At 66.2% G+C, this 12,579-nt stretch carries 14 protein-coding genes; 10 read left to right on the forward strand and 4 right to left on the reverse strand.

The features are described from left to right. The 8 genes from QH470_RS34860 to QH470_RS34895 form a co-directional block, all read left to right on the forward strand. On the forward strand, positions 1-224 hold a 224-nt coding region (locus QH470_RS34860), incomplete at its 5' end, for a CBS domain-containing protein (protein ID WP_280276650.1). Between the two features lie 25 nt (positions 225-249). Beyond that, complete coding sequence (locus tag QH470_RS34865) at positions 250-1,536, forward strand: ArsB/NhaD family transporter (protein ID WP_280276651.1); 1,287 nt, start codon at positions 250-252, stop codon at positions 1,534-1,536. 707 nt (positions 1,537-2,243) lie between these two features. Further along, positions 2,244-2,663 carry a CBS domain-containing protein gene (locus QH470_RS34870; protein ID WP_280276652.1) on the forward strand — a complete coding sequence of 140 codons (420 nt, stop codon included), beginning with the start codon at positions 2,244-2,246 and terminating at the stop codon, positions 2,661-2,663. Between the two features lie 5 nt (positions 2,664-2,668). Next, entirely contained in the window at positions 2,669-3,343 is a 675-nt protein-coding gene (locus QH470_RS34875; RefSeq protein ID WP_280276653.1) for a dienelactone hydrolase family protein, read from the forward strand. Positions 3,344-3,588: 245 nt separating this feature from the next. Further along, the gene (locus tag QH470_RS34880; RefSeq protein ID WP_280276654.1) at positions 3,589-4,308 is read left to right on the forward strand and encodes a DUF2267 domain-containing protein; all 720 of its coding nucleotides are present in this window, start codon (positions 3,589-3,591) and stop codon (positions 4,306-4,308) included. A gap of 293 nt (positions 4,309-4,601) precedes the next feature. Next, on the forward strand, positions 4,602-5,285 hold the full coding sequence (locus tag QH470_RS34885; RefSeq protein ID WP_280276655.1) for a PAS and ANTAR domain-containing protein: 684 nt from the start codon (positions 4,602-4,604) through the stop codon (positions 5,283-5,285). A 459-nt stretch (positions 5,286-5,744) separates the two neighbouring features. Next, entirely contained in the window at positions 5,745-6,080 is a 336-nt protein-coding gene (locus QH470_RS34890; RefSeq protein ID WP_280276656.1) for a DUF8129 domain-containing protein, read from the forward strand. Between the two features lie 189 nt (positions 6,081-6,269). Then, positions 6,270-6,677: a four-helix bundle copper-binding protein gene (locus QH470_RS34895; protein ID WP_280276657.1), complete on the forward strand. Its 408-nt coding sequence runs from the start codon at positions 6,270-6,272 to the stop codon at positions 6,675-6,677. Positions 6,678-7,483: 806 nt separating this feature from the next. Here the strand turns inward: QH470_RS34895 and QH470_RS34900 are convergent. The 4 genes from QH470_RS34900 to QH470_RS34915 form a co-directional block, all read right to left on the reverse strand. After that, positions 7,484-7,918: a Zn-ribbon domain-containing OB-fold protein gene (locus QH470_RS34900; protein ID WP_280276658.1), complete on the reverse strand. Its 435-nt coding sequence runs from the start codon at positions 7,916-7,918 to the stop codon at positions 7,484-7,486. Beyond that, complete coding sequence (locus QH470_RS34905) at positions 7,915-9,087, reverse strand: thiolase family protein (RefSeq protein WP_280276697.1); 1,173 nt, start codon at positions 9,085-9,087, stop codon at positions 7,915-7,917. The genes QH470_RS34900 and QH470_RS34905 overlap by 4 nt, the downstream gene beginning before the upstream one ends. Then, the gene (locus QH470_RS34910; protein WP_280276659.1) at positions 9,084-9,914 is read right to left on the reverse strand and encodes a crotonase/enoyl-CoA hydratase family protein; all 831 of its coding nucleotides are present in this window, start codon (positions 9,912-9,914) and stop codon (positions 9,084-9,086) included. The genes QH470_RS34905 and QH470_RS34910 overlap by 4 nt, the downstream gene beginning before the upstream one ends. A gap of 124 nt (positions 9,915-10,038) precedes the next feature. Then, entirely contained in the window at positions 10,039-10,839 is an 801-nt protein-coding gene (locus tag QH470_RS34915) for an enoyl-CoA hydratase/isomerase family protein (protein ID WP_280276660.1), read from the reverse strand. A 149-nt stretch (positions 10,840-10,988) separates the two neighbouring features. On the opposite strand from QH470_RS34915, the gene QH470_RS34920 reads away from it, so the two are divergent. Both QH470_RS34920 and QH470_RS34925 read left to right on the forward strand, forming a co-directional pair. Then, entirely contained in the window at positions 10,989-11,618 is a 630-nt protein-coding gene (locus QH470_RS34920) for a TetR/AcrR family transcriptional regulator (protein WP_280276661.1), read from the forward strand. A 132-nt stretch (positions 11,619-11,750) separates the two neighbouring features. Continuing rightward, on the forward strand, positions 11,751-12,506 hold the full coding sequence (locus tag QH470_RS34925) for an SDR family NAD(P)-dependent oxidoreductase (protein ID WP_280276662.1): 756 nt from the start codon (positions 11,751-11,753) through the stop codon (positions 12,504-12,506). Positions 12,507-12,579 lie beyond the last annotated feature (73 nt).

The following is a 12,579-nucleotide window of genomic DNA, read 5'->3' on the forward strand; positions in this document are numbered from 1 at the left end:
CCTGCGATCGGATGGTGACGAAGCTGCGTGGCAAGAAGGTCCGCGACGTCATTCCCGAGCGGTTGATCAAGGTGCCCGCGGCGAAGGCCGACGACACCATCCTCGAGGTGGCGGCCACCATGTCGCAGTACCGCAGCCCGCTGGTCGCGGTCATGAAGGAGGCCGAACTGATCGGAGTCATCACCGCTTCGCGCCTGCTGGCGGCGACACTGCACCACCACTGACCACGCCGCGCCGGCGGGGCGCGCTGTGAATGTTGTCCTCGCGGTCGCCGTTTTCGTCGTCGCCTACGCGCTGATCGCCACCGAACGCATCCACAAGACGACCGCCGCGCTCGGCGGCGCCGCGATCGTGCTGGCGCTCGGCGTGGTGGGGTCGGCCGACAGCTTCTTCTCCCACGAGACCGGGATCGACTGGGACGTCATCTTCCTGCTGCTCGGGATGATGATCATCGTCGGGATACTGCGGCAGACCGGCGTCTTCGAGTACACCGCGATCTGGGCCGCCAAGCGCGCCAAGGGTTCTCCGCTGCGGGTGATGATCCTGCTGACCCTCATCACGGCGGTGGCGTCGGCCTTTCTCGACAATGTGACCACCGTGCTGCTGATCGCGCCGGTGACGTTGCTGGTGTGTGATCGTCTCGACATCAACCCGTCGCCGTTTCTGATCGCCGAGGTTCTCGCCGCCAATATCGGCGGCGCCGCCACCCTGATCGGGGACCCGCCCAACATCATCATCGGCAGCCGGGCCGGCTTGACATTCAACGACTTCCTCGTCCACATGGCCCCGCTCGTGCTGGTGGAGCTGGCGGTGTTCACGCTGGTGCTGCCGTGGCTGTTCCGCGGCAGCTTCACCGTCGATCCCGACCGCGCCACCGACATCATGGCGCTGAACGAACGCGAAGCCATCCGCGACCGCGGACTACTGGTCAAATGCGGCCTCGTGCTGGCCGCGGTGTTCGCCGGGTTCATCGGGCACTCGCTGTTCCACATCGATCCCTCGGTGGTCGCGCTGCTCGGCGCGGGGATCCTCGTGCTGGTTTCCGGAGTGCCACAAGAGGAGTTCCTGTCGGCCGTCGAGTGGGACACGCTGTTGTTCTTCGCCGGACTGTTCGTCATGATCGGCGCGCTGGTGAAAACCGGTGTGATCGAGAATCTTTCCCGGCACGCGGTCGCGGCCACCGGCGGCAACGCGCTGGTGGCGGCCATGCTCATTCTCGTGGTGTCCGCGGTGCTGTCCGGGATCATCGACAATATTCCCTACGTCGCCACGATGAGCCCGCTGGTGGCCGAACTCGCCGGCGGCATGGAAGAACACGGCCACGCCCTGTGGTGGGCGCTGGCGGCGGGCGCGGACTTCGGCGGCAACCTCACCGCCGTCGGCGCCAGCGCCAATGTCGTCATGCTCGGCATCGCCAAACGCGCCGACACCCCGATCTCGTTCTGGGAATTCACCCGCAAGGGCGCCGTGGTCACAGCGATCACCATCACCATCGCCGCCCCCTACCTATGGCTCCGCTACTTCGTACTCGGCTGATCCGCCCCATCCTCGAACCCGTTGTCCTCGGACCGATCCCGATTACACCAGCGCAACACCAAGGCCCCCGCCACAAACACTCCGATCAGTGCCACCACGACCACCTCGGACATACAGCCACCGTACCGGCGATCACGACGCAGCCAGGCCGGATTCGCTCCGCAGAATTGCACGGCGTGTTCCGGTCCCGGCGCAAGGCTCGGCAGAGACAGACCGCCGATATCCTGGAATCAGCACGGCAGCGCACACATCACCGAATTGCGCAGTTTGATTCCCCGGTGTAGAGGCGGCGGACACCTGGGCGGCGACTTCTCCCCACACCGAATCCGACACCAGCCACCGGGATTCCCGGCAGCCACAGCAGGGCTTGCGAGGCGTAGAGCGCCGGGCGGGCAGGACCCAGGCCGACGTCACCGAATCGGAACGTGATCGCAGAGTGACCGTGTCGAGGTATTGGGTGACGGTGAGCGCGGTGAGCGCACGCTCGGACAGGTGTTCCATGACGCTGCGCTGCACTACCTCGGCGTAGCCGACGACGAACTCGGTGCCGCGGTCGAGCGCGAGCGCGCCGAAGTCGGCCGCCGTGTCCGGCCATACAGGCGTAACAGACCGTGTGGTGCGCGATCCTCGGCACCGGAGTATTCGCGGCGCACAGGGGTAGCCGCGAAATGGAAAAGAAGCAGCCGCACACTCCCGAGGAGGTTTCGATGGTTCAGTACGTGCGCGACCTGATGACCGAGAATGTGGTGACCCTGGCGCCGGATGCGACGGTGCGGCAAGCGGCACAAGCCATGCGCGACAACGATATCGGTGACGTACTCGTGGCGGACGGCGATCGGGTGCGGGCGATCGTCACCGATCGTGATCTCGTTGTTCGCGCGCTCGCCGACGCCGACGATCTCTCCGGTCGCCACCTCGGCGACGTCTGCAGCGACCAGTTGGTGACAGCGGCGCCGGACGAAGAACTCGACACCGCGGTCAACCGGATGCGCGAGCACGCGATCCGCCGTATCCCGGTCGTCGACGAGGGCCGCCCGGTAGGGGTCCTGTCGATCGGTGATGCCGCCATCGACCGCGATTCCGCCTCGGCGCTCGCCGATATCAGCGCCGCCCCGGGCAATACGTGAACGCCGTGACCGCCGGGGAGGAGGTGCGGATCCGGCTGGGCGAGGTCCGGCTCGACGCCCACGTGACGCGACCGGCGCGTGGCGGCGGCATCGTGGTCTTCGCCCACGGCAGCGGAAGCGGACGGCACAGTCCGCGTAACCGGCACGTCGCCTCGATCCTGCACCAGGCCGGGTTCGGCACGGTCCTGCTGGATCTGCTCACCCCCGACGAGGAACGCTACGACCTGCGCACCCGCGAGTTGCGTTTCGATATCGCGCTGCTCGCGGGCCGGGTCGCGGGCACCGTGGACTGGCTCGCCGACCAGCCCGGCACGCGGCAGTCGCCGGTGGGCCTGTTCGGCGCCAGTACCGGCGCGGCCGCGGCACTCGTCACCGCCGCGGAGCGACCCGCTGCCGTGCACGCCGTCGTATCGCGGGGTGGCCGAGCGGATCTGGCCGGTGACGCATTGACCCGGGTGCGCGCGCCGACCCTGTTGATCGTCGGCGAGCACGACCGCGAGGTCCTCGAACTCAACCGGCAGGCCATGCGGCGTATGGCCGTCGCGCCACGGCTGGAGATCGTGCGCGGCGCCGGGCACCTGTTCGAAGAACCGGGAACGCTCGACGAAGCCGCGCGCCTGTCATCGGAGTGGTTTCACCGCACTGTCGCCGGCAGCCCGACGACGCCACCCTCTTCCTGACGACACAACGCCGTTCAGACCCGGGTGACGCTGCGCGTCGCCGACTGTGATCACACCACAGTCGGCCCGCGCTGCATGTCTCGAGCAGCGCCGGCAATCCTTCGGGAGTCCGCTGACGGCGTGGTCATGACCTGGGCGGAGTGTGGTGGAAGTCGTGCCAGTCGCATAGCGCGGGACGCGTCGGGTACGCGGCGGGGTGAAGAACGTAGTGGAACCGTTCACCTGTGCGAAGGGAGGTATCGCCGGTGAAATACCAGGACCTGATCGAATCGGTACGCGACAACGCGCACCTAGCGGACAGTCAGCGGGCCCGCACCGCGGTGTCGGGAGTGCTGACCACGGTCGCCGGGCGCCTGTCACCACAGGCCCGGGACCGATACGCGCGACTTCTGCCGAATGCGCTCGAGGACACCATGACCGGTGCGCCGCAGCAGTACACGGGCGACGGCACGGCGCTGCTCACCGAGGTCGGCTACCTGCTCGGCGTCAGCCAGGAACGCGCCCGGTACATCACCCAAGCGGTCATCCACGCACTACGCGACCTCGAACCGGACGCCGTGGATCTCACCGAGCACCTCGACCCCGACACCGCCGCCACCCTCGCACCCGCCGGCGAATCACCGGACCGGGCGACGGCCAGGGTACGCACCGCCGAACACACCCCACTGGCAGCCGACGAGATCGACCGAGCACTGACCGATCTCCCCGAATGGCGCGGTGACACCAGCGAGATCCGGCGCACTGTCGAGCTCCCCGCCGACCGCCACGACCTGGTCATCGACCACGTGCACCGCGCCGCCCGCGACCACGACACCCATACCGACATCCGCCGCGACGCCACCACCCTCACCTTCCGCCTGTCGACCGGCCACCCACCGGCCGTCACCGAGCGCGACCTGCGTCTCGCCGCACGCATCGATGACATCGTGGCGACAGTCGGATCGGGCGGACACCCCCGACGCTGACCGCCGTGGAACGTTGACACCGGACAGTCGGCACTTTCGTGCCGAGATAGTCCGCACGACAGCACTTTCGAATCCTGGCCCCGGCACTGATGTGTCGCGCGATGCGCGTCGGGCTGTACGTGGATATGACCGAGTTCGTCCGCGCTCCGGATCCCGAGGTGGCCGTTGAGTGAGTGGCCCCCAGGTAGTCTGGCCTGTTCGACTACCGTGACCGGATGTTCCCCCGGCCGTGGATGCGCCGGTGCGCGTGTACGTGGCCGCCCATGCGGCGATAACCAGTCGATAATGATCGGATGACAGAGCGCGAGAACGTGTCGCGGGCCGAGTTGGACCTCGTCGAGCATGTGGTCGGGGTCGGCGATCCGCTGGCCGTGGGCCGATTCCGCTACTGGTTCGGCAGTCGGCGGTGGGAATGGTCGGCGGAGGTCGCGCGGATGCACGGCCACCCGCCGGGCACCGAGCCCACTACCGCGTTGCTGCTCTCGCACAAACACCCCGACGATCGGGACCGCCTCGAAGCATGGATCACCTCCGTCGAGGACGGCGGCGCGTTCTCCAGCCGCCACCGCATCATCGACGCCGCCGGGCAGGTGCGGGAAGTCCTCGTCGTGTCCGAGCCGATGACCGACGAACGCGGCGCGGTGATCGGGACCCAGGGCTACTACATCGACCTGTCGGTCGCCGCGGCCGAGTACCGCAAGGAAGTACTCGACGACGTCCTGCCACAACTCGTCGACGCCCGCGCGGTCATCGAACAGGCCAAAGGCGCACTGATGCTCGGCTACGGCATCAACGCCGACCAGGCGTTCGCGGTACTGCGGTGGCGCTCGCAGGAGACCAACACCAATCTCCGCGCGATAGCCGAGCGTCTGGTCGCGACGCTACGCGACGTGTCCAGCGACGAGACGAGGCTCCGATCCCGGCTCGACCACGCCCTGCTGACTGCGCATCGCCGCGTCGGAACGACGTCCGGGTGAGCGCCCACGCCGTGGTTCTTCGCATAGCGGATTCAGTAGATGTGCCGAGGCGGCACCGGCGAGACAAGCAGGTGTCGTGCGGCGACGGCACCGGTATCGGCGAGTGAGTTCCGCTGAGCCTCGATGATCACAGCCCGCATGGCGGCCGACGTCGTTCGATGCGCCCGAGCCAATCGCCGTAGCCGGGCTCACGCGGTCTCATGACCAGGCATTCGATGAACCTGTGACAAGATCACCCACGCCGGAGGACCGGGCGCTGTGTTGATCGGGGACGACCGGCGCACCCTGCACGACGTCTCACCGGTACGTCCGGAGCGGACGGCACACCACGATGTACGAGCGGTGGCCTGCACTGGCAACACCATTCAAGACAGCCGCGCAACCCAGCAGCCGGTTTCAGCCGCGACACCCAGGGTAGGCCCCAGCCGAGAGCACCTCTGCGGTTCGAAGGAGGCGAGCATGAGCACCGGCAAATCCCTTCCGCTACCCGACTATGACCAGCTCACGGTCGGGTCGATCGAGCATCGAGCCCGATCCCTCGAACTCGACCAAGTGCGCCAACTGCTCGAACACGAGCGTGTCACCGCACAGCGGCCCCGGGTCATCGAAATCTTGTCAGCACGGGCCGAGCAACTGCAGCAGGGTGCGCAGCCCTCCGGCGGTGACCCGGCCAACGCCCCACCGGTCACCGGCGAGAAGGGCGACTCCCCCGCCAATCCCGCCCGGTCCCCCGCCGACAACACGCCCCTGCGCCACGGTGTCGCCGAACAAACACCGGCACGCGGAAAACCCTGACACCCAACCACACTCGGCACCCGGCCATGCCGCCAGCAGCTCGCGCCGGGCAGCCGGTCGCCGTGAAATCGCGTCCTCGGCGCCACGCCAAGAATGGGCCACGCCTGGTCGGTGGGCCGGCGGGAGTTACTCGCCGGTGACGGCGGGTAACCGGGGGAGTGAAGTCGTTTCCTATGCCCAGGAGTTGTGATGACACAGGCCATAGAGATGCTCGATACCTACCCCGCCGGACTCGGCGACATCGACAAGACCCTCTTGGCACGCTGCATCGAAGACTGTTTCACCTGCGCTCAAACCTGCACCGCCTGCGCGGACGCCTGCCTGAGCGAAACAGACCCGGCCCGGCTGACCGGTTGTATCAGGCAGAACCTCGATTGCGCCGACATCTGCACCAGCACAGGCCGAGTGCTGTCACGCCAAACTGCGTTCGATACCGCACTGGCAGGGTTGGTGTTACGGACGTGCCTGTCGGTATGCAGCTCCTGCGCCGACGAATGCGAGACCCACGCCGCACACATGGAACACTGCCGCATCTGCGCACAGGCATGCCGCCGATGCGAACGGTCCTGCAACGAACTCATTCTCGCCATCGGGTGAAACCGCACGACACTTCACGACCGCCAGGTCGGCGGACGCGGACGCCGATCGACCCGGCAGGGAGGTTCCGCTCCACATTATCGGCCTCTGGGTGTGGGGACCGGCCGATGTTCGAAGCTGCTGGGCGACGTCCGGCCTCAGGGTGCGATGCCGGTGAGGGAGAAGAACTCCGGTCGCAGGGTGGCGGCGAACCCGTATCTACCCGAGTGCAACGACAGAGTCGCGGCAAGGCCCCACCGGCTCAATCGCCGAGCGGCATCAATCCGACTTCGGATACCTGAATCCCGCTTCGATCGTCAGCTTCCCCCACGAAAACCGCTGGTCGACGCCGGTCCCATCCTTATAGTGCCCCGCCGGGGGCACCAACCTGCGACACCGTTTCCTCAGGTCAGCGCGGTTGAAGTGTCATCCATCGGGAGGGCCCCGACGTTTTCCCAGGTCGCAGGTCGCAGGTTCGAGCCCTCCGGGGTGCCAACCTGCGACAGATTTCCGCATGTCGGCCAAATAACCGCGGCGGCGCGGGACGAAACAACTTCCCGGTTTCATCAATTCACGCCACGCCAATCCGTATCCGCACCGCCGACCCGCCCAGCCCATAGACGGAGGCCGGACAGCGGCGTCGAACCGTGAAATCGTGGCGGGGTACATCGACGCTACGGGTTGTCGGAACGTCTGAGTGCCCCGGTCGGCAGCACATTTGGCCTCGAACTGGTCACTGGCACAGTGCGGCGGTCGGTTGCCGCGGGGCGACGTCCAGATGCGCACCGGTGATCGGCGTCCGACTCCCGCACGAGTCTCCCCGTTGGCTATACGTCCGGTTCGGCGGGTGCGAAGACCGGGACGTATTCATGGGATTCGGCCGGGCCGGACTTCGGAAATACCGCTCGTACTCGAAGGCCTGCTGCGACCGCGTCTCGGTCGATGTCGACGAGTTGGGTCCACCACCATGGCCCCTCGTCCAGTTCGACCAAGGCGATCGTGAGTTCGAGTGGTGTGTCGGCTGCCCGTTGGGGCACGAACGCCCACGACACGACCCGCCCTCGCCCCGAAGCCTCGAACCATTCCAGATCGGTGTTTCCCGCACTGTCCTGTACCGCCGAGGGGGTCACGACTTCGCCGGACACCAGGGATCTGCGTAGCAGGAAGACGCCGCGCGCGGTCCCGTCGAAGAATGCCGCTGTGGCGGAGTCTCGGACAACAGGTTGAATGTGCATGGTTCGGGCGCCCTTCGACGAATTCACGAGCCCACGATCAGGGTCGAGTGGTGGTCGAGAATTCCGCCGTTGCCGGAGACCAAGATCAGTTCGCGCTTCTCTTGCTGCCTCGCACCGGCCTGTCCCCGCGCCTGCAGGATCGCCTCAGACAACGGCGTCATGCCCCACATGTAGTACGAAGACAGTTGTCCCCCACCGGTATTCATCTTCAGCTTGCCGTCCGGGCCGATGTTCCCCGGAGTCGACACGAACGGGCCGCCTTCGCCCTTGCCGCAGAAGCCGTAGTCCTCGAGGGTCACGAGAGCCGTGTAGGTGTAGCAGTCGTAGATCTCGACGATATCGATGTCATCGGTGGTGACCCCGGCCATCGCCATTGCGGCCGGTCCCGATTGTGCCGCACCCGTCATCAGACCGAAGTCGTCGTTGCGTCGCAATCTCGTACCGGGATGACTTTGCGCCCACCCGAGAACATGCACCGGGGGCTGCTTCAGGTCGCGGGCGCGTTCGGCGGTGGTCACCACCACCGCGATCCCGCCATTCGATACCAGGCAGCAATCGAAGAGATGGAACGGAGCGCTGACGATCCGCGAATGCTGGTGATCTTCGATGGTGATGGGCAAACGCATCTGCGCCAGCGGATTGAGCACCGCCCATTCACGCTGGGCAACGGCGATCGCGCCGAGTTGCTCGGACGTTGTCCCATATTCGAGCATGTGGCGCCGCGCGGCCAGGGAATAGAGCACGTTCGGGGTTACGGCGCCCGTCGATCGCTGGAGTCCCGCCCAACCCGAGTGGGTTCGGTGGCCGTCGGAATAGGCGTGGCCGGCGCCCATGCCTTCCTCGAGTGGAGCGTCGGCGAAGACGCATACGACGACCTCGGCCATTCCGGCCTGCACGGCCATCGAAGCGACCTGAACCATCGCCCCTGCTGTCGATCCGAATGCCTGCATCTGGCTCAGCAGTTCGAGATCGCGCAGGTTGAGGTCGACTTGCAGTCCGAGGCCGACATCGTTGGTCACACCCGCCGAAACAAGGAGGCCGTCGACATCCGAAAGACGCAAACCGGCATCGGCTACCGCCAGCCGCACAGCCTCCGCGGCGAACTGACTACTGCTCTTGCCGTACACCTTTCCGAGTTCGGTCATACCGAGGCCGGCGATGACCGCCGACCGTGCGGCGCGGGATCGTTGTTTCATCGTCCTGCCCAGTTCGGTGTCCGTTTTTCGACGAATGCTCGAAGTCCCTCCTGCGCATCCTGCGAGCGCCGCACGCAGGCTGCCTCGAGGCGATTGCGGGCCCAATCGGCCTCGTCACGCTCTACCGATCCGTCGGTAATTCCGCCCGCGATCCGTTTGGTCGCCTGCACGGCCAACGGGGCATTCGCGGCGATGACTTCGGCCAGCTCGAGCGCCGCCGGAAGCACCTCGGCCTGTGGTACGACCCGAGTGACGAGCCCCAGCTCGAATGCCCGCGCGGCCGAGATCTGCGCGCCGGTGAACGCCATCTCCAGGGCGACTTTGCGTGGAATCTGCTGCGCCAATCGGAACGCGCCGCCGGCTGCCGCCACCAGACCGCGGCGCACCTCGGGAAGACCGAACTCGGCCGTGTCCGCGGCAACGACCAAGTCGCTGGCGAGGGCCAATTCGGTGCCGCCGCCGAGAGCGAATCCGTTGACCGCCGCGATGGTCGGCTTACTGACCGGATGATTGACATACCCGGCGAAACCCCAGCGCGCGCGGCGGCCCTGAGGGTGAATATCTTCCCCCGCCGCCAGTGCTTTCAGATCTGCTCCGGCACAGAATGCGCGGTCGCCCGCACCGGTCAAGACGATCGCCCGCACCGCTGGATCGGCCTCGGCGGCGTCAAGCGCCTCACCGATGGACTCGGCGACGAGCCGGTTGACGCTATTGCGGGCTTGTGGTCGGTTGATCGTGATCAAGAGGACATTGCCGCGCAGTTGGGTAAGAACCTCACCGGTGTGCGGTTCGCCCCCGCTCGCATTCATTCGATACCCCTCGCGCATCGCCGGTTACTCCCTTGAAGGCGTCGTGACGACAACCAGACCACCTCGACACAGCCCTGCCATGGACTACCCACAATACTGACACATTTGGTCCAAATTAGGAAACGGCCGACCGCCCGCCGCACTACTCCGAGTACCAGCGCCCCGTGAAAGACGGCGCCGTTCTGGCCTTGAAGGCCTTCATGCCGATCTCGATGTCCTCGCCGGCGAAGTTCACCGCTTGCGCGATCGCCTCCGCCTCGAGACTCGTAGCGAAATCCGCGCCCGCCGCCTGGTGCAGGAGTGACTTGGTCAACGACAGCGCGACCGGCGGCCCGGCCGCCAGGCGCGCGGCGAGCGACTCGACGACAGCATCGAGCTCTTCGGGCTCGACCACCCGGGTGGCCAGCCCCAATCGTTCCACCTCGGCGGCATCGAGAAGATCGCCGGTCATCATCAACAACTTCGCCTTCTGCATCCCGATCAGGCGCGGCAGCAGCCACGAACCGCCGACGTCGACGGACAGCCCTCGCCGCGGAAAGACCTGCGCGAACGTCGCATTACTCGAGCAGATGACGAAATCGCAGCACAACGCGAGGTTCCAGCCGCCACCGATCGCCGGACCCGGCACCTTGGCGATCGTCGGCTTCGGAAAGTCGTGCAGCGCCACGGCCGTGGCGGAGATTATCCGCATGCGGTCCAGCGGGTGCGCGGGACCGTCGGCCCCCAGTTGACCGCCGGAGGAGAACACCCCGCCGGCACCCGTCAGAACCACCGCGCGCACGCTCGTATCATGCTTGGCGTCGTCGAGCGCCGAGGCAAGACGACGCCACTGGTCGGCATCGAGCGCGTTCCGCACCGCGGGTCTGTTCATGATCAGCGTGCGGACTCCGCCGACCTGCTCGACTTCCAATTCTTTCGGCGTCGGACCGTTCGGCTGGGTCATGAGACTGCCTCTCGATAGGTGGGGCCGGAACCGGCATCCGCCCTTTCTGGACGAAACTAATCAGAAATATACCCACCGAGACCGCGATCGTCGCACGAGGGCCGGTCGGACGGCTTCGCCGACATGCGAATCACGGTATGGTGCAGACTATGACGTCATCGTCGCGCGCCGTCGGACGACCGCGGGTACCTAATTTGGACGAGCGTGTCCTGGATGCCGCCCGGACGGTGTACGGCGACCGCGGCTGGAGCGGTTTCACCGTGGACGAAGTCGCGAAACGAGCCGGCGTGGGCAAGGGTTCGCTGTACCTGCGTTGGCCCAACAAGGCGGCGTTGCTGGTCGACGCGGTTCGCTCGGCCGCCCCATCGGTCGGAAACATCAACCTCGGCAACCTCGAGCTGGACCTCCGGGAGTTCGCCAGGCAGTGGATGGCGTTCGTGCAGAGCATCGAAGGGTTGATGACCAGCCGCCTCCTGATGGACCGGCAGTCCAACAAGGAACTGGCCGAAGTCATCGGCGAACTCGACTATCCGGACTACATTCGCGCGACCCGAGCCCTGGTCCGGCGCGCGATCGAGCGTGGCGAGATCGACCCCGGCATCACCCCCACCCTCATCGCCGATCTCGTCGCGGGCGCCATCACCACCCACGTCCGCAGCACCCCGCCGGGACTGGCCGAGGTGGCACACACCGAAAGCTATTTGACGCAACTCGTGGACACCGTGCTGCGAGGTGTGGGCTATCGAAATCCCCCGGCTGAAGACTCCCCATCGCTGTAACCGCGACGAGCTGAGCCCTCGGGCTGTCCATGCCACCCTCCATTACCGACTAATGTCGTCCATATTATGATCGGTCCATCCACGTGAGCCCAGCCCGGCAGGACCTCACTCGACAAGCACGGAGGTATGAACATGCAGGTGTCTCTTGCGGGGAAGGTCGCTCTGGTAACCGGGTCGGGGCAGGGCATCGGGGCCGCCATCGCCGCTCAGCTGGCACACTCCGGCGCCGAAGTGGCCGTCTGCGATCTGAAGAGTGACCGCGCCGAGTCCGTGGCGCGGAACTTGTCGGAGCAGGGGCTGCGTGCGCACGGGTTCACCTGCGATGTGACTTCACCCGAGGCGGTGTCGGCACTCACGCGCAGCATCACCGCCGAACTCGGTCCCATCGACATCGTCGTGAACAATGTGGGATGGGCGGGCGACGATCCGTTCGTCTCATTGAGTGTGGAGCAGATCCGCAATCTGGTCGATGTGAATCTGATGTCGACGATATTCGTCTGCCACGAAGTGGGCGCGACCATGATCGAACGTGGCGCCGGGCGAATCATCAACATCGCCAGTGACGCCGGGCGGGTCGGCAGCGGCGGACAGGCCGTCTACGCCGCGACGAAGGGCGGAGTCATCGCCTTCACCAAATCCTTGGCACGCGAGTGGGCCAAGCGCGGCATCACCGCGAACTGCGTATCCCCCGGCGCCACCGACACACCGCTGTGGGTCGACGACACCTCCGACCGCATCAAGTCCATGCTGTTGTCCACCATCCCCCTCAAACGAGTCGGCCGGACCGAGGAAATCGCCACGGCCGTCACGTTTCTCGTCTCCGATCAAGCCGCCTATATCACCGGTCAGGTGCTCAGCGTCAGCGGCGGCTTGACCATGGTCGATTGACCGGATACCCGCGAAAGGCCCGCACTCATGTCCGTGGAAGACAAACTTGCCATAATCGAGCTGAACCATCGCT

Origin of the sequence: Nocardia wallacei (assembly GCF_029868745.1) — a bacterium.
In the GTDB taxonomy this organism is placed as follows: domain Bacteria; phylum Actinomycetota; class Actinomycetes; order Mycobacteriales; family Mycobacteriaceae; genus Nocardia; species Nocardia wallacei_B.

What these genes read in the sequence shown, in the direction of transcription:
- QH470_RS34870 (WP_280276652.1), top strand. Translation starts at nt 2,244, where the DNA reads ATGGTTCAGTACGTGCGCGACCTGATGACCGAGAATGTGGTGACCCTG.
- QH470_RS34885 (WP_280276655.1), top strand. Translation starts at nt 4,602, where the DNA reads ATGACAGAGCGCGAGAACGTGTCGCGGGCCGAGTTGGACCTCGTCGAG.
- QH470_RS34890 (WP_280276656.1), top strand. Translation starts at nt 5,745, where the DNA reads ATGAGCACCGGCAAATCCCTTCCGCTACCCGACTATGACCAGCTCACG.
- QH470_RS34895 (WP_280276657.1), top strand. Translation starts at nt 6,270, where the DNA reads ATGACACAGGCCATAGAGATGCTCGATACCTACCCCGCCGGACTCGGC.
- QH470_RS34905 (WP_280276697.1), bottom strand. Translation starts at nt 9,087, where the DNA reads ATGAAACAACGATCCCGCGCCGCACGGTCGGCGGTCATCGCCGGCCTC.
- QH470_RS34910 (WP_280276659.1), bottom strand. Translation starts at nt 9,914, where the DNA reads ATGCGCGAGGGGTATCGAATGAATGCGAGCGGGGGCGAACCGCACACC.
- QH470_RS34915 (WP_280276660.1), bottom strand. Translation starts at nt 10,839, where the DNA reads ATGACCCAGCCGAACGGTCCGACGCCGAAAGAATTGGAAGTCGAGCAG.
- QH470_RS34920 (WP_280276661.1), top strand. Translation starts at nt 10,989, where the DNA reads ATGACGTCATCGTCGCGCGCCGTCGGACGACCGCGGGTACCTAATTTG.
- QH470_RS34925 (WP_280276662.1), top strand. Translation starts at nt 11,751, where the DNA reads ATGCAGGTGTCTCTTGCGGGGAAGGTCGCTCTGGTAACCGGGTCGGGG.